General features: G+C 61.6%; 16 protein-coding genes. 6 read left to right on the forward strand and 10 right to left on the reverse strand.

What is annotated here, in order from left to right; translation table 11 throughout:
* Positions 1 to 197: 197 nt before the first annotated feature.
* The 4 genes from PYH37_RS27225 to xylA form a co-directional block, all read right to left on the reverse strand.
* On the reverse strand, positions 198 to 1,571 hold the full coding sequence (locus PYH37_RS27225; RefSeq protein ID WP_280735980.1) for a GH1 family beta-glucosidase: 1,374 nt from the start codon (positions 1,569 to 1,571) through the stop codon (positions 198 to 200).
* A gap of 154 nt (positions 1,572 to 1,725) precedes the next feature.
* Complete coding sequence (locus PYH37_RS27230; RefSeq protein WP_280734582.1) at positions 1,726 to 2,910, reverse strand: Gfo/Idh/MocA family protein; 1,185 nt, start codon at positions 2,908 to 2,910, stop codon at positions 1,726 to 1,728.
* A gap of 174 nt (positions 2,911 to 3,084) precedes the next feature.
* Entirely contained in the window at positions 3,085 to 4,137 is a 1,053-nt protein-coding gene (locus PYH37_RS27235; RefSeq protein WP_280734583.1) for a sugar phosphate isomerase/epimerase family protein, read from the reverse strand.
* A gap of 277 nt (positions 4,138 to 4,414) precedes the next feature.
* Positions 4,415 to 5,725 (reverse strand): xylose isomerase, encoded by a 1,311-nt coding sequence (gene xylA, locus PYH37_RS27240; RefSeq protein WP_280734584.1) that lies wholly within the window; start codon positions 5,723 to 5,725, stop codon positions 4,415 to 4,417.
* A gap of 27 nt (positions 5,726 to 5,752) precedes the next feature.
* On the opposite strand from xylA, the gene PYH37_RS27245 reads away from it, so the two are divergent.
* Positions 5,753 to 6,223: a nuclear transport factor 2 family protein gene (locus tag PYH37_RS27245; RefSeq protein WP_425336125.1), complete on the forward strand. Its 471-nt coding sequence runs from the start codon at positions 5,753 to 5,755 to the stop codon at positions 6,221 to 6,223.
* A 68-nt stretch (positions 6,224 to 6,291) separates the two neighbouring features.
* On the opposite strand, the gene xylB is transcribed toward PYH37_RS27245, so the two are convergent.
* From xylB to PYH37_RS27270, 5 genes are all read right to left on the reverse strand, one after another.
* Entirely contained in the window at positions 6,292 to 7,746 is a 1,455-nt protein-coding gene (gene xylB / locus PYH37_RS27250) for a xylulokinase (protein WP_280734585.1), read from the reverse strand.
* Positions 7,747 to 7,759: 13 nt separating this feature from the next.
* Positions 7,760 to 8,797, reverse strand: coding sequence for a LacI family DNA-binding transcriptional regulator (locus PYH37_RS27255; protein ID WP_280734586.1), 1,038 nt, complete (start codon positions 8,795 to 8,797; stop codon positions 7,760 to 7,762).
* Positions 8,798 to 8,893: 96 nt separating this feature from the next.
* Positions 8,894 to 9,979: a metallophosphoesterase gene (locus tag PYH37_RS27260; protein ID WP_280735982.1), complete on the reverse strand. Its 1,086-nt coding sequence runs from the start codon at positions 9,977 to 9,979 to the stop codon at positions 8,894 to 8,896.
* Between the two features lie 329 nt (positions 9,980 to 10,308).
* Positions 10,309 to 11,898, reverse strand: a complete 1,590-nt coding sequence (locus PYH37_RS27265) for a DHA2 family efflux MFS transporter permease subunit (RefSeq protein WP_280734587.1) — start codon at positions 11,896 to 11,898, stop codon at positions 10,309 to 10,311.
* A 28-nt stretch (positions 11,899 to 11,926) separates the two neighbouring features.
* The gene (locus PYH37_RS27270; protein ID WP_280734589.1) at positions 11,927 to 13,144 is read right to left on the reverse strand and encodes an HlyD family secretion protein; all 1,218 of its coding nucleotides are present in this window, start codon (positions 13,142 to 13,144) and stop codon (positions 11,927 to 11,929) included.
* Between the two features lie 244 nt (positions 13,145 to 13,388).
* Here PYH37_RS27270 and PYH37_RS27275 point away from each other — a divergent pair, with 244 nt between their 5' ends.
* Positions 13,389 to 14,069: a TetR/AcrR family transcriptional regulator gene (locus PYH37_RS27275; protein WP_280734591.1), complete on the forward strand. Its 681-nt coding sequence runs from the start codon at positions 13,389 to 13,391 to the stop codon at positions 14,067 to 14,069.
* A 44-nt stretch (positions 14,070 to 14,113) separates the two neighbouring features.
* Here PYH37_RS27275 and PYH37_RS27280 read toward each other — a convergent pair whose 3' ends face one another.
* A complete protein-coding gene (locus PYH37_RS27280; protein ID WP_280734592.1) occupies positions 14,114 to 14,296 on the reverse strand; it encodes a VOC family protein in 183 nt (60 codons plus the stop codon).
* A 339-nt stretch (positions 14,297 to 14,635) separates the two neighbouring features.
* On the opposite strand from PYH37_RS27280, the gene PYH37_RS27285 reads away from it, so the two are divergent.
* From PYH37_RS27285 to lysS, 4 genes are all read left to right on the forward strand, one after another.
* The gene (locus PYH37_RS27285) at positions 14,636 to 15,475 is read left to right on the forward strand and encodes an AraC family transcriptional regulator (RefSeq protein ID WP_280734593.1); all 840 of its coding nucleotides are present in this window, start codon (positions 14,636 to 14,638) and stop codon (positions 15,473 to 15,475) included.
* Between the two features lie 114 nt (positions 15,476 to 15,589).
* Positions 15,590 to 16,345, forward strand: a complete 756-nt coding sequence (locus PYH37_RS27290) for a TerC family protein (protein ID WP_280734594.1) — start codon at positions 15,590 to 15,592, stop codon at positions 16,343 to 16,345.
* Positions 16,346 to 16,874: 529 nt separating this feature from the next.
* Positions 16,875 to 18,332 (forward strand): glutamate--tRNA ligase, encoded by a 1,458-nt coding sequence (gene gltX, locus PYH37_RS27295; RefSeq protein ID WP_280734595.1) that lies wholly within the window; start codon positions 16,875 to 16,877, stop codon positions 18,330 to 18,332.
* A gap of 10 nt (positions 18,333 to 18,342) precedes the next feature.
* Complete coding sequence (gene lysS, locus PYH37_RS27300; RefSeq protein WP_280734596.1) at positions 18,343 to 19,839, forward strand: lysine--tRNA ligase; 1,497 nt, start codon at positions 18,343 to 18,345, stop codon at positions 19,837 to 19,839.
* The last annotated feature ends 42 nt before the right edge of the window (positions 19,840 to 19,881 follow it).

Raw genomic sequence — 19,881 nt, forward strand, 5'->3', positions numbered from 1 at the left:
TCTATCATCAGACAACCGGTTAGTTCAACGTCGTCACGGCAAGGCTGCCATGCCGCGAGCTTCGCGTTTGTTATGGCCCTCGGCTGCTCTGTGTCACAGGCACATTTTTTCCGAAGGCAGCGGTTCGGAGCAAAAGTCTACTCTTTTTGTGCGGAACAACGTCGGCCTGCCACACGGACAGGCCATTGCCGCTCGCCTCATGCCGGCTCGTGGTTGCCCTTCGGAAACTGCTCCGCCAGTTCCTTGTACCAATAGCCGCTTTTCTTGATCGTGCGCACCTGCGTTTCATAGTCCACGTGGACGATGCCGAAGCGCATCCGATAGCCTTCCGCCCATTCGAAATTGTCCATCAGGCTCCAGGCGAAATAACCGCGCATCGGATGGCCCTTGGCGATCAGGTCCGCCGTCACCGCCAGATGATCGGCGATGTAATCGAGCCGCGGCTGATCGTCGACGGCGCCGTTCTCGACGCCCATGTTGTAGCAGGCGCCGTTCTCGGTGATGTAGCAGTCGGGAAGGTCGTAGCGTGCATTGAGCGTTTCGACCAAGGTGCCAAGCGCCGGCGCATAGACTTCCCAGCCGATATCCGTCTTCACGTCGCTCACCGGCTTCGAATTGACGGTCGCCGGATATTCGGCACCTGCAGCCGGATCATGCGAGACCCGCATCGGCGTATAATAGTTGAGGCCCCACCAGTCGAGCGGCTGTGCGATCGTCTTCATGTCGCCATCCTCGATCAGCGGCATGCGGTCGCCGAGCGCCGAGAGGAAGCCCTCCGGATACTCGCCCTTGAAGATCGGACCGAAGAAGACGCCGTTGTGAAAATCGAAGGCGCGCTCGGCCGCGGCCTTGTCCTTGGCGCTATTGCTGCCCGGGTAGACCGAATGGGCGTTGATGACAATGCCGGTGGGCAGATTCGGCCGTTCCGAGCGGATCGCTTCGACGCCGAGACCATGGGCGAGGTTGGTGAAGTGGAGCGCCGCTAGCGCTGCATCCATATTGCGCTCGCCGGGCGCATGGACGCCGTAAAGATGGCCCAGCCAGACCGAACACCACGGCTCGTTGAAGGTCGCGACCGCATCGAGCCTATCGCCGAGCCGGGCGATCACGGTTTTCGCATAGCGCTGGTAGGCATAGGCGGTGGTCCGCGCCGTCCAGCCGCCGTCGCTCATCAGCGCAAGCGGCAGATCCCAGTGGTAAAGCGTCGCAAAGGCCTTGATGCCCCGCGTTCTCAAACCGTCGACCAAGCGGTCGTAGAAATCGAGTCCCTTCTCGTTGATTGGGCCCGTGCCCTCAGGAATGATACGCGGCCAGGCGATCGAGAAGCGGTAGGCCTCGACGCCGAGGCTCTTGATGAGATCGAGATCTTGTTCCAGCCGGTTGTAGTGATCGCAGGCGACATCGCCGTTGTGCCGCCCGAAGACTCGGCCGGGCATGTTCGAGAAAGCGTCCCAGATCGAGGCTTTGCGACCGTCCGCCTTGCTCGCACCTTCGATCTGGAAAGATGCGGTGGCAACGCCGAAGATAAAGTCGCCGGGGAAGCGCTCTGCCAGTTTCTTGGCTTCGATCATTATGATCCTCGTCATCTGTGCAGCCGACGCCGGAAAATCCGGCATTGCTGCCTCCACTCGATTTTTTGAACGTGGCCTAAACCCGCAGCGGCAAATGTCAACCCGTGAAAAAGGGCGAGGTACTCCCCGCCCTTTTCTATTTTGCGGGCGCCGGTCAGACCTTGATCCAGGCGCCGTTGCGTTTGGAGGACTGCACGCAGGCGTCTACGAAGATCATGCCCTTCATGCCATCATCGATCGTCGGATAGGTCACCGCAGAATCCACTTTGGCGCCGTTCCGCTTGGCGAAAATCGCCCGGGCGGCCTCCGAATAGATATTGGCGAAGCCTTCGAGATAGCCTTCCGGATGGCCGGAGGGAACACGCGAAACACGGCCAGCCGCGGGTCCCGCCCCGGCCCCGGCGCGCGTCAGCAGACGCTTCGGCTCGCCGAAAGGCGTGTACCAAAGATAGTTCGGGTCCTTCTGGGTCCATTCAAGGCCGCCCTTGGTGCCGTAGACGCGCACCATCAGACCGTTTTCATGGCCGGGCGCCACCTGGCTGCACCAGAGCATGCCCTTGGCGCGCGCCCCGTCCTTCGCCTTGAAGCGCATCATCACATGGGCATTGTCGTCGAGCTGCCGCCCACTGACGAAGCTGTCGAGATCGGCCGAGAGTTCTTCGAGTTCGAGGCCGGAGACGAAACAGCCGAGATTATAGGCATGGGTACCGATATCGCCGGTGGAGCCGCCGGCGCCGGAACGGGCCGGATCGGTGCGCCACGCTGCCTGTTTCTGGCCGGACCGCTCGATGTTCTCGGTCAGCCAATCCTGCGGATATTCCATCTGCACGAGGCGAACTGCGCCGATATCGCCGTTCGCGATCATTTCGCGCGCCTGCCGCACCATCGGGTAGCCGGTATAATTATGCGTCAGCACGAAAAGCGCATCGCTTTCGTCGACCGCCTTCTTGAACTTCTTCGCGTCTGCAAGCGTCGAGGTCAGCGGCTTGTCGCAGATGACATGGATGCCGCGCTTCAGGAATTCCTTCGCGGCGGCGTAATGAACATGGTTCGGCGTCACGATCGCCACGGCCTCGATGCCATTCTTCAGCTTCGCCTCGCGGATCGCCATTTCTTTGAAATCCGAATAGACCCGCGCCGGATCGAGTCCGAGTTCGCGGCCGGAGGCCTCGGCCTTTTCCGGCGTCGACGATAGCGCACCCGCGACCAGCTCATAGTGGTCATCGAGCCTTGCGGCAATCCGATGCACCGCGCCGATGAAGGCGCCGGAGCCCCCGCCCACCATGCCGAGCCGGATACGCTTTTGACGATTTTCCGTGCTGGTTCCCTCGATAGCCATTGTGTTTTCTCTCCTTTTCGTTCTCGCGGTGACCGCTCCTCATCCGGCCCTGCCGGCCACCTTCTCCCCGTTTTGACGGGGAGAAGGACACCTGTGGCGATGCCCCCGATTTCATCAGTACAGATTGCGGTAAAGCCCCTTCCCCGCAGGCGGGAAAGGGGGGGTGACGGGCGGTTACAGTCCCAGCATTCGCCGATTGGCCGCCTCGTCCGCCCCGCTGTCGGCAAAGTCATCGAATGCTTTTTCGGTGACGCGGATGATGTGCGCCTTGACGAATTCCGCGCCTTCGCGCGCGCCGTCTTCCGGATGCTTCAGGCAGCACTCCCACTCGACCACCGCCCAGCCGGAGAAATCATTCGCCGTCATTTTGGAAAAGACCGCCCCGAAATCGACCTGGCCGTCGCCGAGCGAGCGGAAGCGTCCCGCACGGTTCACCCAGCTTTGGAAGCCGCCGTAGACTCCCTGGCGACCGGTCGGGTTGAACTCCGCGTCCTTGACGTGGAACATCCGGATGCGGTCCTTGTAGATGTCGATATTGTCGAGGTAGTCGAGGCACTGCAGCACGTAGTGCGACGGGTCGTAGAGCATACAGGCGCGGGCATGATTGCCGGTGCGCTCCAGGAACATCTCGTAGGTGATGCCGTCGTGGAGGTCCTCGCCCGGATGGATCTCGTAGCAGACGTCGACGCCGCAATCCTCGGCATGGTCGAGGATCGGCTTCCACCGCCGGGCAAGCTCGTCGAACGCCGTCTCCACCAGACCCGCCGGGCGCTGCGGCCAGGGATAAACGAAGGGCCAGGCAAGCGCGCCGGAGAAGCTCGCCATGGCGTTGAGGCCGAGGTTCTTCGAGGCCGTCAGCGCAAGCTTTACCTGCTCGACGGCCCATTGCTGGCGTGCCTTCGGGTCGCCACGCACTTCATGGGCTGCAAAACCGTCGAACGCTTCGTCATAGGCCGGATGCACCGCAACCAATTGACCCTGCAGATGGGTCGAGAGCTCGGTAATCTCCACGCCGTTGGCGCGTGCCTTGCCGGCGATCTCGTCGCAATAGGTCTTCGATTCCGCGGCTTTCTTCAGGTCGAAGAGACGGCCGTCCCAGCTCGGAACCTGCACCCCCTTATAGCCGCAATCGGCCGCCCACTTAGTGATCGAGTCCCAGGAGTTGAAGGGGGCGGCATCGCCAGCGAATTGTGCGAGAAAGAGCCCCGGTCCCTTGATCGTCTTCATGCTGATTTCCTCCCTGATGGATCGGCTATCTGATAAACCGGCGTGCCGGTCGATTGATAAGTTCGGCGCTTTGCCGCGCAATTTCTGCGATAAACTGATATACCTGCAACGTTGCAGGAGGCAGAAGCTAACAGATTTTCCGCGAGGGGCAATGTGCTTCTGCTATCTCCAAAATCCGTTTCTACGCAATCGCAACGCCGCGCAAAACGCGTAGACATGCGGGTTCGAATAAACGGACGGGCTACGTTGTAAGCGGCCCGTACGCTCCTTCGGTTTGTCAAACGTAACGATTGACGACGTTTTCCAAAAGCTCCTGCTTCCCGGATTTCGGCTGCGGATTGAGGTCCGACTTGCGCACCCAAGCCTCGATCTCGTCCAGCGAGAAACCGCCGCCGAGCATCTTGTTCGCTTCGGGCACGTTCCAGCCGGCATAGCGCTTTTCGAGCGGCGCCGACAGCGCCCTGTCCTCGATCATCTTCGCCGCCGCCTTGAGACCGCGCGCGCAGCAATCCATGCCGCCGATGTGACCAATCAGCAGGTCTTCCGGGTCAATCGACTGACGGCGCAGCTTGGCGTCGAAATTGGTGCCGCCGGTCTTGAAGCCGCCGCCTGCAAGCACCTGGTAATAGGCGAGCGCCATTTCCGGAACATTGTTCGGGAACTGGTCCGTGTCCCACCCGGACTGGTAGTCGTTGCGGTTCATGTCAATCGAGCCGAAGATCCCAAGCGCATTGGCGAGCGCCAGTTCGTGCTCGAACGAGTGACCCGCGAGGATCGCGTGGCCCTGCTCGATATTGACCTTCACCTCGTTCTCGAGACCGTACTTCTTGAGGAAGCCATAGACCGTTGCGACGTCGTAGTCGTATTGATGCTTGGTCGGCTCCTGCGGCTTCGGCTCTATTAGGATCGTGCCCTTGAAGCCGATCTTGTGCTTGTATTCGACGACGAGATTGACGAAGCGGCCGAGCTGGTCGAGTTCCCGTTTTAGGTCGGTATTGAGCAGGGTCTCATATCCCTCGCGTCCGCCCCAGAGTACGTAGTTCTCGCCGCCGAGCTTCTGCGTTGCGTCGATGCAAGTCTTCACCGTTGCGGCCGCAAAGGCGAACACGTCCGGATCGGGGTTGGTCGCCGCACCCGACATGTAGCGCCGGTTCGAAAAGAGGTTCGCCGTGCCCCAGAGCAGCTTGACGCCGGTTTCGGCCTGCTTCTTGGCGAAATAATCGACAATCTCGTTGAGATTGCTGGTGTTCTCGGCGAAATTCCTGCCCTCCGGACGCACGTCCGCGTCGTGGAAGCAGTAGAAAGGCACGCCAAGAAGCTGGAAGAATTCGAAGGCGACGTCGGCCTTCAGCTTCGCGGCCTCCATCGTATCCTTGAACCAGGGACGCTCGAAGGTCTGCCCGCCGAAGGGGTCGCCGCCCGGCCAGACAAAGGTGTGCCAATAGGCAATGGCAAAGCGAAGGTGATCCTCCATCCGCTTGCCGAGAACGATCTCGTCCGGATTATAATGACGGAAGGCGAGCGGCTTGGTGCTCTCCGGTCCTTCGTATTTTATCTTGGCGATATCGCCGAAAAATCCCGTGCTCACGGCTGTCTCCTCTTAATTGATGGTGAAATGCCAGCGCTGCGCCCGGGGGGCGCGGCCATTACGTGGAAGGTAATTGGTTTCATTCCCTCGCTCGCCGACAATCAGCGCGTCGAAACACGAGACGGAGGGAAAATCCCGATGCACGACCTCAACCATATTGCCGAAGCCTATATCGCCGCCTGGAACGAAACCGATGCCGCACGACGCGATGCGCTTGTCGAACAGGCCTTCACCGCAGACGTCGCCTACCGCGACCCGGTCATGCAGGGAGGCGGCCGCGAGTCGATCGGCACGATGATCGCGGGTGTCCAGCATCAATTTCCGGGCTTCCGCTTCGCCCTCAAGGGCAACCCGGACGGCGTTGCCGATACGATCCGCTTCTCCTGGACGCTCGGACCGGGCGGCGCTTCCGTCATCGAAGGAACAGACTTCGGCATCGTCGAGAACGGCCGGCTGAAACAGGTGACCGGATTCCTCGACAAGGTCCCGGCACAATAGATTGATTTCCGCCACGACAGCGCCCGCGACAAAGCGCGGCCGGTCGCAGTCGAGCTTGCAGGAGGCGATCACAGCGTCGCCTCCTTGATCGCCGGGTAGAGCCGGCGATAGCGCTGGTAGGCGTCCTCATAGGCTGATACCAGCGACGTTTCCGGCGCAATTGTCTCCGCCGTTGCCGGTGCGAAGCAGGTTGCGACCGGATTGGCGCCGGTGGCGGCGATCAGACCGAGTCGCGCCGCGCCGAATGCCGCCCCGAAGTCACCGTCAGCCGGCAGATCGACCGGCAGATCGAGCGCGGTCGCGATCGATTTCAGCCAGTAGCGCGACCGCGAACCGCCGCCGATCGCGGTCACGCGCGTGAGCCTCGTGCCGGCGGCGCGCAGCGCCTCCAGGCTGTCGCGGATCGCAAAGGAAACGCCTTCGAGCACTGCCTGGGTCAATGCCGCGCGAGAGCTTTCGTGGCCCAGGCCGACAAAGGCGCCACGGATCGCCGCGTCGTTATGCGGCGTCCGTTCGCCAGAGAGATAGGGAAGGAACGTCACCGAGCCCGGCGAGTTGAGCGTGTCGCCGAGTTCGCCGGTCAGCTCCCCGGCACTTCTGCCGGTGACGCCTGAATGCCAGTTGAGCGCATCCGTCGCCGAAAGGATCACGCCCATCTGATGCCAGGTGTTCGGCAGGGCGTGGCAAAAGGCGTGGACCGCACTTTCCGGATTGGGAAGGTAACGCGCGTTGGCGGCGAAAAGCACGCCGGAGGTGCCGAGCGAGACGAAGGCCTGTCCCTCGCCGACCGTGCCCATGCCGCAGGCGGAGGCCGCGTTGTCGCCGGCGCCGCCAGCGACCACGACGCCCGAGCCCATGCCCCAGCGGCTCGCGAGTTCCGGGCACAACGTGCCGGCGCTGTCCGTCCCTTCGACCAGGTCCGGCATCTGCCGTTCATCGAGCTGGGTGGCCGCAAGCAGGCTTTCCGACCATTTGCGCTTGCCCGTGTCGAGCCAGGAGGTGCCGGCGGAATCGGACATTTCCGACATGTGCTCGCCCGTCAGCCACAGACGCAGATAGTCCTTGGGCAGCAGGATCCAACGCACTTCAGCGAAGATTTCCGGTTCGTTTTCGCGCACCCAGGCGAGTTTGGGCGCGGTGAAGCCCGGAAAGACGATGTTTCCCGTCAGCGCCCGGAACTGAGGGTCACTGTCGAGCGCGGCCGCCTGGCGGAAGCTGCGGGTGTCGTTCCAAAGAATGCAGGGACGGAGTGCGGCATCATGCTTGTCGAGGAGTGTCGCGCCATGCATCTGGCCGGAAAGGCCGATCCCGCGCACGGCGGCAAGCGCGTCGGGGTGCGCTGCCTTGAGGGCATCGAGAGCCTGCTCGGTCGCCCGGATCCAATCGGCCGGGTCCTGCTCCGACCAGCCGGGATGCGGACGCGAGACATCAAGTGCGCCTGACGCGGAACCGATGATGCGCTGCTCGTCATCGATAAGCATCGCCTTGACGCCGGACGTGCCGAGATCCAGTCCGAGATACATGGGGCGTTCCCTCCTATGCCTGTTCGATCGGCAGGTTATCCTTCAGGAAAATATCGATGCGGATGCGTTCCTGCGCCTCGATCACCGGCAGCCCGTCCGCCTTCGCTTTCAGAACACGGATCGCGCTTCTGACCTCGTGGCCGGCATCCTGGTTGAGCACGGCGTCGATCGTTCCGGAAAGCAGCGCGGCGCGGCTGTGCGGCGTCAACTCGTGGGCGATGGCACAGATCGTTCTGGCCCTGCCCGCCTTTTCAAGCGCGGCGACAAGACCGCGGTTGCCCGCGCCGAGACTGTAGATGCCGGCGAGATCCGGATGACGAGCAAGAAGCGTGTCTACCAGTTCCTCGACGAGCGCCGGGTTGTCCTGGCCCTCGATCACCGGCAGGATTTTCCGCCCGGCAAAAGCCTCGCCCATGACGGCCCTGAACCCTTCCAGCCGATCCCGGTGGTCGCGCACCAGCATGGAGCCCGCCAACACGGCGACCGGACCTTCGCGGTCGCCAAGGAACCGGCCCATCAGGGTTCCGGCGGTTCGGCCGGCGGCAATATTGTCGACGCCGGCGAAATGATCGCGCCCCGACCCGGGCAGATCGGAAACGAGGGTTACGACGGCAATGCCGTCCATGCGCAGCTGCTTCACCGCTTCCGTCACCTCAGGCGCGTCGACGGCGACCACCGCCACGCCTGCGGGCCGGCGCTGATGCGCCTGCGAAAGCGCTGCGGCGAGCGCCTGGGCGTCGAAGGCGGGAACAGAGAGAATAGTGATATTCGTTCGCTCGGCAGCCGAACGCGCCATGGCCGAGCGCAGCTCGGCCTCCAGCCCGCGCATGAACGAGTTTTCTCCGGCAGGCAGAATGAAGACGAACGGATAGCTGCGGCCTTTGGCGAGATTGGCAGCGGCGACATCGCGCACGTAACCAAGTGTTACGATCGCACGCTCGACCCTATCGCGCGTGACCGACCTGACACCCGGACGGTTGTTCAGAACCCGGTCGACAGTCGCCAGACTGACGCCCGCCTCAGCGGCGATATCGTGAACTGTCGGTCGCATCTTTTCCTCCGGGTAAACCCCTTAGAGGAATTCTTGATGTACGTAAATCAAAAACATCCGGCGGGAGCCGGCCGGACAGAATTCGAGGCAGGCGATTCAGTTGAAACGCTTGCTGAAAGCCTGCGTGAAAACCGACGCGCCGTTCTCCCCTCGAGCTTCGGCAAAGACCATGTCCATGAAGCTGTCGGTTACCCGGACGACCGCGAAGCCGCCGAGGTAAGCAGCTCTCGGTTTGAAAACGTCGAATTCCCCGACCCGATAGGCCATCACTCTATCATGCTCGTGACCGTGGAAAATCCCGACGATGTTGTATCCTTTCAGGACGTCAAGCAAGCCCGCGCGTTCGCCGCTGCTCCACCAATGCGGCTGGCCTTGTCCCTGATCGTCGAAGGTCTTTGCCTCGGAATCCCAGATTTCGATCGAGAAAGGATCCCAGCCATAATGCTGGAACAAGGCGACTGGCCGGCCATCGGCGGCATAGGAAGCGAGGTCGCGTCGCAGCCATGGCAGGCCGTTTATCGCCCCTTTGTTTTCGTCTCCGCCGAAGCGCTGGAGTTGTACCAGATGCAGACCGCCCCAGTCCCAGGAATAATTGTCCGACAGCGGATCGTAGTTCGTCACCGGCACCGGCGGTTTGTAGAACACGCTTTGGCGATGCGTAAGTTCGACATAGTCGCGCAGCTCGCGGCGGTACCAATCGACATTGGGCGGAGGACCGTCCTGGTCGAGATCGTGATTGCCAAGGCCGACGTAGACCGGAAGGTGGATATGATGCGGCCCCCGTCCCTCTTCATAGCGGCTTTGGAACTGCTGCAACTGCCGTCCTTCACGAGGTTGGCGGACCTGACCGCCGCCGTCGTCGGTGATGTCGCCGCCAAGCACGAGGCCAAGCGGGCGAGCGATCCTCGCGCCGGCGCTTTGAAGACCGCTCGGCTTCCCATCGATAGTATCGGGCCAGTGCTGCTCGGAAATCGCGTTGAGGGCAGCAACGTGACGCAGGAGGTTGGCGTCGGTCTTGCCCTCCTGCTCGCAGTTCGGGGCCAACCCCTCGGTCGAGATGAGACAGGCGTGGATATCGCAGGAAAAAAGGAAAGTTGCGTCCACCGGAGGCGCGGCCGCCCATGCCCGCCCGCGGCATGCCACCATGGAAAGGCCAAAGCCAGCCATACCGGCGAGGAACATGCGCCTCGACGGACGAGCGAAAACATAGTCTTTCATGCGGTGTTCCACGTCTCCCATACACTCGCCTCGCTCACGGTTTGGGCGAAGTGCGAAGGAGACGAATTGTGCAACAAGGCTCGGAGCCCGTAAAGCACCTGCCTCTGCGGTGCGCGTCCTGTCCCTCGCTCCAAACCCTCTCTCCGCCTGCAGGGGAGAGGGGAAACCGGCTGCATACTCCAAGGAGCACGAAGGACAACGAGCGGCCGCAACGACTCCCTTCTCCCCGTCCCGCCTGCGGCGAAAAGGTCACAGCAGCGGCATGGGGGCGAAGCTCCCTATCCATCAACCCCTTAGTGACCGCCACCGCCTGGCCCGGCACCCTGCGGCTTCTTAATCATCAGGACACCTGCGATCATCGCCAGAAACAGGGCCGTCAGGATCACGAACACGTCGATGAAGGACAGAATCACCGCCTGCTGCTGCACCATCGCGGTCAGTTGCTTGATCGCAACCGTCGCGCCGTCGAGACCGTAGGCGTTGAAGTTCGACGTCATGTTCTGCAGCCGCTCAAGCGCCTCCGGGTTGCCCCACTGGATGTGTTCGGCAAGCCGGGCGTAGTGGAAGTCCTGGCGCTGCGTCAGGATCGTATTGATGACCGCGAGACCGACCGCACCACCAAGATTGCGCGTGAGGTTATAAAGCCCGGACGCGTTGCGGATGCGCGCCGGCGGCAGCGTGCCGAGCGCGATGTTGTTGATGGGCACCATGCAGAGCATCAGCGAGCAACCGCGCAGGATCTGCGGAACGAGCAGTTCCCAGAAATCCCAGTCGGCGGTCAACTGGCTCATCGACCAGGTGCCTGCCGCAAAGCCGGCAAAGCCGATGGTCATCATCACCCGCGGGTCGAGCCGGCCGGCCAGAAAGCCGGCGACCGGGGCAGTGAGGAACATCGCCAGGCCGGAGACGAACATCGTCTCGCCGATCATCAGCGAATCATAGCCGCGGATGCGCCCGAGATAGAGCGGGTAGAGATAGGTGAGACCATAAAGGCCGATGCCCATAACGAAGGAAAACAGCGAGCCGAAGGTGAAGTTGCGGTCGGCAAAGGCTCTGAGGTCGACCACCGGAAACTCGACCTTGAAGGCCCGATAGAAGAACACGGCGGCGGCGATTGCGGTCGCGACTGCACCCATGACGATGTGATCGTCATTGAACCAGTCGTTCGCGTTTCCCTCTTCCAGCACGTATTCGAGCGAGCCGAGAAAGACCGCCATGGAGAGAAGGCCCCACCAATCGAACTTCTTCATCAGTCCCAATTCCGGCTTGTCGAAGTCGATGAAGGTCCACGTGACCGTCGCGACGATGATGCCCGGAATGACGTTGACGAGAAACAGCCAGTGCCAGGAAAAGGCATGGCTCAGGTAGCCGCCGACTGTCGGGCCGATGGTCGGCGCGAGCGTCGCGATCAGCCCGATAATCGGCGAGACGATATTGCGCTTCGATGGCGGGAAAATCGTGAAGGCGGCCGCGAAGACCGACGGGATCATCCCGCCGCCGATAAAGCCCTGGATCGCCCGATAGATGATCATCTGGTCGATGTTGGTCGCCGTTGCGGCGAGCGCGCTGGAGGCTGTGAAGCCGGCGGCGGCAACCGAGAAGAGCACGCGCGTCGAGACGATGCGGGCGAGCGTCCCCGACAGCGGGATCATGATGACCTCGGCGATCAAGTAGGCGGTCTGCACCCAGCCGATCTCATCCGATCCGGCCGAGAGGCCGGCCTGGATTTCCGCGAGCGAAGCGGAAACGATCTGAATGTCGAGGATCGCCATGAACATGCCGACGACCATTGCGAAGAAGGCGATCAGCCGGCGCGGGTCCATGCGTTCCTCGGCGCCGGCTGCGCTTGCCGCCATCGAGCCCGCCGTTGTCGTTGCGGCCATATCCGCCATTCCTTGTTCAGTGCTTGGCTTACTTCGCCGCAGCGATCTTCGACTGTTCCGGGGCCGTGCGCGTATCGACGTCGACGACGACGCTCAAGCCTGCCCGCAGGGTTCCCGTGGCAAGCGCCTCGGCCGGAAGCGTGATGCGGACAGGAACGCGCTGGGTGATCTTGGTGAAGTTGCCAGTCGCGTTTTCCGCCGGCAACAGCGAGAAGACCGAGCCGGAGGCCGGCGAAATCGACGCGACGGTGCCCTCGATCGGGTGCTCGTCATAGGCATCGACATGGATCTCGACCCTGGAGCCCGGCACCAGATGCGCGATCTGGGTTTCCTTGAAATTGGCGTCCACGTAGAGCTGGTCGATCGGAACGAGGGCGGCAAGGCGCTGGCCCGCGGTGACGAGATCTCCGACCTGGACTGCGACATTGCCGATGACGCCGTCATAGGGCGCCTTGAGCACGGTGAAGCCGAGATCGCGGTTCGCCTTGTCACGGGCGAGTTCCAGCGAGCGGATCGTGCTTTGCGCTTCCGCGCGCTGGGCTTCGAGCACGGTGATATTGGCCTTGGCGGCAGCAATATTGGCATCGGCGCCGGCGAGGTTCGCACGCGCCTGGTCGAGGGCGACGTCGGCATTGTCACGCGAGGCGACCGTTCCGACGGCCTTTGACTGGAGATCGCTCGCGCGCTTCTGCGTCAGCTCGGCGCCGCGGACGGTCGCCTCAAGGGCTTTTTTCTGCGCTTCAGTCTGAACGAGGCTCGCCCTCGCCCCGGCGATCTGCGCATCGAAACGGCTGAGCGCCAGCTTTTGCGTGGCAATCTGCGCCTCGGCCTCTTCCGCGGCAATACGATAGTCGCCGTTGTCGAGCGTTACGAGCGATTCGCCCGCTTTCACGTGCTGGTTGGCGACGACGTCGACCTTCGCGACATAGCCGGACACCTTCGGCGCGATGGTGGCGATGTCGGCTTCGATATAGGCGTCATCGGTGGAAACCATGAAGCGCCCATCGGTCCACCAGTCGTAGCCGTACCAGCCCGCCGCACCAAGCAGCGCCAGCCCAAGAACAGGGAGGATGGGATTGCGACGTTTCTTCGTCGGCGCCTGGACCTCGGTGGCCGGACGCTCACCGACGGAGGGTGCCTCGCCCGTAGGGCCCTTGGCCTCAGCCTTGGAAGTAGCGTCCATTACTTCGAAATCGTCGCCGACGGGGCGGACACGGGCAGCGCTGGAGGTATCGGGAGCAGACATGAAACACCGATTTTGCTAAAATTAAACTGAACCGTTCGGTTCGATTGGCTTGACATAATGGCTTTTCCACCGCATATCAAGAGAAAATCGAACCGGGCGGTTCGATTACTTGATTGGAAGCAAGGAAACTTGTGCGGCTCCTACCCGCGCCCTTGCTTTTTATTGGAATTGGCCGCGTTTATGGTGCGATCGGTTCTGCCAAAAATCATCGTGGTGCACGGAGTGGACGCGTTCAGCAGCAGCTATGACGTCAAAGAAGAATCCACAGCAGGAAAGATCTCTGCGGGCTCAGGAACAACACCCTTCAGCTAGCGGGCGGCGTGCCGCCGGTGAAGATCCGGTCAAACGCGAGCAAATCCTCGAGGGCGCCAAGCGCGTTTTCATGCGGAGCAATTTCGACGCTGCCAGCATGAACGACATCACGCGCGAAGCAGGCGTCTCGAAAGGTACCCTCTATGTTTATTTCGAGAACAAGGAGGACCTCTTCGAGGCCCTGATCGCGCGCGAGCGCAGCCGTATCGTGATGAGCGTCAAGCACGCGCTGAACGTCCACCAGCCGATCGAGGATGCGCTCCACGATTTCGGCGTGACGCTGGTGACGAGCATCACCTCCGACTACACGATCCGGGCGATGCGAACCGTACTCGGCGTGATCGACCGCATGCCGCGGCTTGCGCAGCGGTTTTTCACCGCAACGCCGGAAAACGGCTACACGGTCCTGAAGGCTTATCTCGACCAGCAGGTGGCGGCTGGCACGCTTTCGATCGACGACACGGAAATAGCCGCAAAACAGTTTATCGAACTCTCCATGGCCGGACTCTTCAAGACCCGCCTGTTCGGCATCTGCGACACGGTCCCGCCTGAACAGATCGAAAAGAACGTCGCATCGGCCATTCGCGTCTTCATGGCCGCCTACGGCTGTTGACGCCGACGCGCTTGAGCCTTGACGTTCTCTTATGACCCGGCGTCCTAAGGCGGGCGGCGATTGCCGAAGGGATCGTAGAAGCTCGCGAAGGTCACGAAGCCGGGGAAGAGCTGCGCATCCTCGCAATCAACACCTCGGCGACGCAATTCCTCGACAGCGGCGTGACAATCGTCGACGTTCAGCAGGAGGGTCGTGCCGGTCGAGGGGTCCCAGTCCGGCTTCGTCAATACGGCTGAGACATTGCCGCCAGTTTCTCCGGCAGCGAACTCGATCCAGCCGGCCTCAGGCAGTAGATCGGCGGCCCCAAGCCGAGCGCTTCGCCATAAGAAACCCGGGCACGATCAAGGTCCGTTACCGGGATCGAGACCGCGTTTATTCCACGGAATAGAGCGCCGGTCGTTGCCATAGCGCCGAATGTAAATGACCAAACTCGCGAGGTCGAGCGCGACGAGGGTGTTGAGAACCGTCGACGCATACTGCGTCTTGTCTCTACAATCCAGCAACGGCGATCAAACGCACCCGCCTGTAAATCTCTATGAGCGGGGTCGTCTACCACGGGAGTGAAGATGAGTGCCATCGGGAGGGCGATCTGGTTCATCGAGAGCCACTTCGCGCAGGACATATCGCTGCAGGAAATCGCCGGGGCTGCGGGCCTGTCGCGCTATCATCTGTCGCGCGTCTTCGGACTTTCGACCGGTCGCTCGATCCGCGCCTATATCCGCGCTCGTCGCCTCAGTGGCGCCGCGCTTAGCCTCGCCCATGGCACGTCCAGCATTCTCGAAGTAGCCCTTGATGCGGGCTACGGCTCGCATGAAGCCTTCACCCGTGCCTTTCGCGAGCAGTTCGGGGTGACGCCCGAATCCGTCCGCAAGCAAGGGCACGTCCGCAATATCGAGCTGATGGAGCCGATCAGAATGGACGACACACGCACTCTGAAGATTGAACCGCCCCGTTTCGAGGAGTGCCCCGCACTCCTGCTTGCAGGGCTGGCGGAAACTTACGCCTACAACCGCACCGAGGGCATTCCTTCGCTCTGGCAGCGCTTCAATGCCCATTTCGGCAACATTCCCGGTCAGCGCGGCAATGTCGCTTACGGCGTCTGCACCGACGCCGACGGCGAAGCAGGCCGCTTCCGCTATATGGCCGCCGTCGAGGTTGCCGATACTGACGACCTGCCTGCCGGCTTCTCGACGCTGAAGCTGCCACGGCAGCGTTATGCGATCTTTGTCCATCGCGGGCATATTTCCGCCATCGCGGCCACCGCGCACCATATCTTCGGGACCTGGCTTCCGGAGTCCGGCTACGAGCACGGCGAAGTGCCGGATATGTTCGAGCGTTACGACGAGCGTTTCGACCCGCACTCGGGCATGGGTGCAGTCGAGATCTGGATACCTTTGAAGAATTAAGCGAGACAACGCCGCCGCGAAAGGCACGGCGGCGCTTGCGACTTTCGGAAGTATCCTTAAATACTGCGGCGAATCTTGCGCGACGACGCGCCACCGAGAAAGGAAAGATCGCCGATGCAGGAAATCATGACGCTCGTCCAAAGCCCCGAGGCTTGGGTCGCTCTTATCACGCTCATTGTCATGGAAGTCGTGCTCGGCATCGACAACCTGATCTTCATCTCGATCCTCACCAACAAATTGCCTGCCGAGAACCGCGTCAGCGCCCGCCGCATAGGCATCGGCCTTGCCCTCATCATGCGATTGGCGCTGCTCGGCACGATCGCCTGGATCGTGCAACTGACCCAGCCGGTCTTCGCGGCCTTCGGCCACGCCTTTTCCTGGAAGGACATGATCCTGATTGCCGGCGGCCTTTTCCTGGTCTGGAAGGCAACCAAGGAAATTCACCACAACGTCGATCCAAGCGATCATGACGAGGATTTCATAGCGAGTTCGGCGATCAACAGCTTCACTGCCGCGATTGGCCAGATCCTGCTGCTCGACCTCGTCTTCTCCGTCGACAGCATCATCACCGCTGTCGGCATGACGCCGCATTTGCCGATCATGGTTGTCGCCGTCGTTGTCGCCGTAACCGTCATGCTGGTTGCAGCCACGCCGCTTGCCAATTTCATCGAGAACAATCCGACGATCGTGATGTTGGCGCTCGCCTTCCTGCTGATGATCGGGACGACGCTCATCGCGGAAGGCATGGGCTTCCACGTGCCGAAGGGCTATGTCTACGCGGCTATGGCGTTCTCAGCGCTGGTCGAAGCACTGAACATGGTCGCGCGCAATGCCCGCCTGAAGAAACAGCGGGCCGGCAAGCTGCATTGAAGCTGTGTGATGTTAGAAAGCAAGAGGCCCGCATTCGTTTGAATGCAGGCCCTTCTGCTGCGGGAGGCGGGTGAGGATACGGGCTGAACGATTACGAGCTCGCGTGCCATTTTCGTTGACTACAGCAAAACCGGAAATACTCCCGTGTTCTCTGTTTCGTCGCGCCCGTTTGCCACAGTCCGTGTCCTCGGCATTATTAACGCACGAACGCAGCGAACGTTCCCAAAAGCGACTGCATCCGCCGCAGGGCCTTGGCGGATACGACTGCGCTGACTTGGTTTTTTGCGATTTTGCACCAATCTGCATGCGTTTAACATGCCCATGACCGAACAGCCTCGACGAGGGCCGCGCTTTCCACTTTCCGTTGACATACGGGGCGTTCTATGGTCTCACCCCACCCCACTGGAATTGCCCCGCCGATACCGCTGGTGCGGCACCCTTGCGGGCCTTTCCTTCCCATAAAATGCGCGCCCGTAAGCTGGAAGCACTCCGGTAAGGGGCTGGAAGCACGTCAATACGGGCAGAGACCATGGCAGATTCAGCAGTCCGGGTGCGCATAGCACCCTCTCCCACCGGCGAGCCGCATGTCGGTACCGCCTACATCGCGCTGTTCAACTATCTCTTCGCAAAGAAGCACGGCGGCGAGTTCATTCTGCGCATCGAAGATACCGATGCGACGCGCTCGACGCCGGAATTCGAACAGAAAGTGCTCGATGCGCTAAAATGGTGCGGACTGAAATGGTCCGAAGGCCCCGATATCGGCGGCCCCTACGGCCCCTATCGCCAGAGCGACCGCAAGCACATCTACAAGCCCTACGTCGAGAAAATCGTCGAGAACGGCCACGGCTTCCGCTGCTTCTGTACGCCCGAGCGGCTGGAGCAGATGCGCGAGGCGCAGCGCGCCGCCGGCAAGCCCCCCAAGTACGACGGTCTCTGCCTCAACCTCTCGGCCGAGGAAGTTACATCGCGCGTCGCCGCCGGCGAACCGCATGTGGTGCGCATGAAGATCCCGGCGGAAGGCTCCTGCAAGTTCCACGATGGCGTCTATGGCGACGTCGAAATCCCGTGGGACGCGGTCGACATGCAGGTGCTGCTCAAGGCCGACGATATGCCGACCTACCACATGGCGAACGTGGTCGATGATCATCTGATGAAGATTACCCACGTCGCGCGCGGCGAAGAGTGGCTCGCTTCCGTCCCGAAGCACATCCTGATCTATCGGTATCTCGGCCTCGAACCGCCGAAGTTCATGCATCTGTCGCTGATGCGCAATGCCGACAAGTCGAAGCTGTCGAAGCGCAAGAATCCGACCTCGATCTCCTACTACACGGCGCTCGGCTACCTGCCGGAAGCGCTGATGAACTTCCTCGGCCTATTCTTCATCCAGATCGCCGACGGCGAGGAACTGCTGACGATCGAGGAACTGGCGGAGAAGTTCGATCCGGAAAACCTTTCCAAGGCCGGCGCGATCTTCGACATCCAGAAGCTCGATTGGCTGAACGCGCGCTGGATCCGCGAGAAGCTTTCCGAAGAGGAGTTCGCAGCACGCGTCTTCACCTGGGCGGCGGAAAACGGTCGCCTGAAGGAAGGTCTGAAGCTTTCGCAGTCCCGCATCTCCAAACTCGGCGAGCTGCCGGATCTCGCGGGCTTCCTGTTCAAATCGGATCTCGGCCTGCAGCCTTCGGCATTTGCCGGCGTAAAGTCCTCCCCGGAGGAATTGCTCGAAGTTCTGAACACTGTTCAGCCGGACCTCGAAAAGATCCTCGAATGGAATAAAGAGTCGATCGAGGCGGAATTGCGTGCCGTTGCCGAGCGCATGGGCAAGAAGCTCAAGGTGATCGTAGCGCCGCTCTTCGTCGCCGTATCGGGCTCGCAGCGTTCGCTGCCGCTGTTCGATTCGATGGAACTGCTCGGCCGCGCGGTCGTGCGTCAGCGCCTGAAGGTCGCGGCGCAGGTGGTCGCCTCGATGGGCGGCAGCGGAAAGTAAGGATAAGACCATGAACGCGAAGACTGAGAACGCAGGCCTTTCCTCCGACGTAACGGAAGTGCGCGCCCAGAAGCTCGATCTCCTGCGCGAGCAGATCGGCGACGTCTATCCTGCGCATTTCCATCGCACGCTCACCAATGTGGAGCTTGCCGAGAAATATGCCGGGCTCGAACCGGACACCGAAAGCGGCGACACGGTGACGGTCGCCGGTCGCGTCTATTCCTCGCGCAATTCCGGCATGTTCATGGATCTCCATGACGCCTCGGGCAAGATCCAGATCTTCTCGCACAAGGACACGACGCCGGAAGAGGCACGCGCCTTGCTGCCGATGATCGACCTCGGCGACATCATCGGCGTCACCGGTGACGTGCGCCGCACGAAGCGGGGCGAGCTGACGGTGAACGCCAAAGAGATCACCATGCTCTGCAAGTCGCTCCTGCCGATGCCCGAGAAGTACCACGGGCTTGCCGACATCGAGACCCGCTATCGCAAGCGCCATCTCGACATCATGGTCAACGAGGAATCAAGGCTGCGCTTCCAGCAGAGAAGTCAGATCGTGTCCGGCATTCGCCGTTTCCTCGAGGACGAAGGCTTCCTGGAGGTGGAGACGCCGATGCTGCAGCCGATCTATGGCGGCGCGGCGGCCGAGCCCTTCAAGACCCATCACAACACGCTGAAGCTCGACATGTATCTGCGCATCGCGCCCGAGCTTTACCTCAAGCGCGTGCTGGTGTCCGGTCTTACCGACAAGGTCTTCGAGATCAACCGCAACTTCCGCAACGAAGGCGTCTCCACCCGGCACAATCCGGAATTCACGATGATGGAGTGCTATTGGGCCTATGCCGACTACGAGGACATGATGGGCCTTGTCGAACGCATGTTCGAGAGCCTGGCGCTGGCCGTGCACGGCAAGACCGAGTTCGAGTTCGGCGACAAGCAATTGTCCTTCAAGGGCCCCTTCCCCCGCGTTTCAATGCCGACCGCTGTCAAGGATGCCACCGGCATCGATTTCCTCGCCATCAAGACCGACGAGGAAGCCCGGCAGGCTGCTCGCAATGCCGGCATTGAAGTGGAGAAGGATGCGACCTGGGGCGAAGTGCTCGCCTTCATTTTCGAAGAAAAATTCGAAGCGACGCTGATCCAGCCGGCGCATGTCATCCACTTCCCGAAGGATATCTCTCCCTTCGCCAAGGAGGTGCCCGGCGAGCCGCGGCTCGTCGAACGCTTCGAGACCTATTGCAACGGCTGGGAAATCGGCAATGCCTTCTCCGAGCTCAATGATCCGGTGGAGCAGCGCGCCCGCATGGTCGAGCAGATGGAACAGGCTCATGCTCGCGGTGAGAAGGAAAAGACGCTGGACGAGGACTTCCTTGACGCCATGGACCAGGGCATGCCGCCGGCCGGCGGTCTCGGCATCGGCGTCGACCGGCTGATCATGCTCTTGACCAACTCGCTGTCGATTCGCGACATCATTCTGTTCCCGGCCCGCCGCCACAAGGGCGACTAGCGCGGGATGAGGAAAGTGTGCGCGGTTTTCCGCCCGCATCCC

Origin of the sequence: Sinorhizobium numidicum (assembly GCF_029892045.1) — a bacterium.
GTDB lineage: Bacteria > Pseudomonadota > Alphaproteobacteria > Rhizobiales > Rhizobiaceae > Sinorhizobium > Sinorhizobium numidicum.

Bases quoted from the DNA above. Each gene is read 5' to 3' on its own strand.
- PYH37_RS27275 (WP_280734591.1), top strand. From the start codon at position 13,389: ATGACGTCAAAGAAGAATCCACAGCAGGAAAGATCTCTGCGGGCTCAG.
- PYH37_RS27245 (WP_425336125.1), top strand. From the start codon at position 5,753: ATGCCAGCGCTGCGCCCGGGGGGCGCGGCCATTACGTGGAAGGTAATT.
- xylB (WP_280734585.1), bottom strand. From the start codon at position 7,746: ATGTATCTCGGACTGGATCTCGGCACGTCCGGCGTCAAGGCGATGCTT.
- gltX (WP_280734595.1), top strand. From the start codon at position 16,875: ATGGCAGATTCAGCAGTCCGGGTGCGCATAGCACCCTCTCCCACCGGC.
- PYH37_RS27230 (WP_280734582.1), bottom strand. From the start codon at position 2,910: ATGGCTATCGAGGGAACCAGCACGGAAAATCGTCAAAAGCGTATCCGG.
- PYH37_RS27225 (WP_280735980.1), bottom strand. From the start codon at position 1,571: ATGATCGAAGCCAAGAAACTGGCAGAGCGCTTCCCCGGCGACTTTATC.
- PYH37_RS27270 (WP_280734589.1), bottom strand. From the start codon at position 13,144: ATGTCTGCTCCCGATACCTCCAGCGCTGCCCGTGTCCGCCCCGTCGGC.
- PYH37_RS27265 (WP_280734587.1), bottom strand. From the start codon at position 11,898: ATGGCCGCAACGACAACGGCGGGCTCGATGGCGGCAAGCGCAGCCGGC.
- PYH37_RS27235 (WP_280734583.1), bottom strand. From the start codon at position 4,137: ATGAAGACGATCAAGGGACCGGGGCTCTTTCTCGCACAATTCGCTGGC.
- PYH37_RS27255 (WP_280734586.1), bottom strand. From the start codon at position 8,797: ATGCGACCGACAGTTCACGATATCGCCGCTGAGGCGGGCGTCAGTCTG.
- PYH37_RS27285 (WP_280734593.1), top strand. From the start codon at position 14,636: ATGAGTGCCATCGGGAGGGCGATCTGGTTCATCGAGAGCCACTTCGCG.
- lysS (WP_280734596.1), top strand. From the start codon at position 18,343: ATGAACGCGAAGACTGAGAACGCAGGCCTTTCCTCCGACGTAACGGAA.
- PYH37_RS27290 (WP_280734594.1), top strand. From the start codon at position 15,590: ATGCAGGAAATCATGACGCTCGTCCAAAGCCCCGAGGCTTGGGTCGCT.
- PYH37_RS27260 (WP_280735982.1), bottom strand. From the start codon at position 9,979: ATGTTCCTCGCCGGTATGGCTGGCTTTGGCCTTTCCATGGTGGCATGC.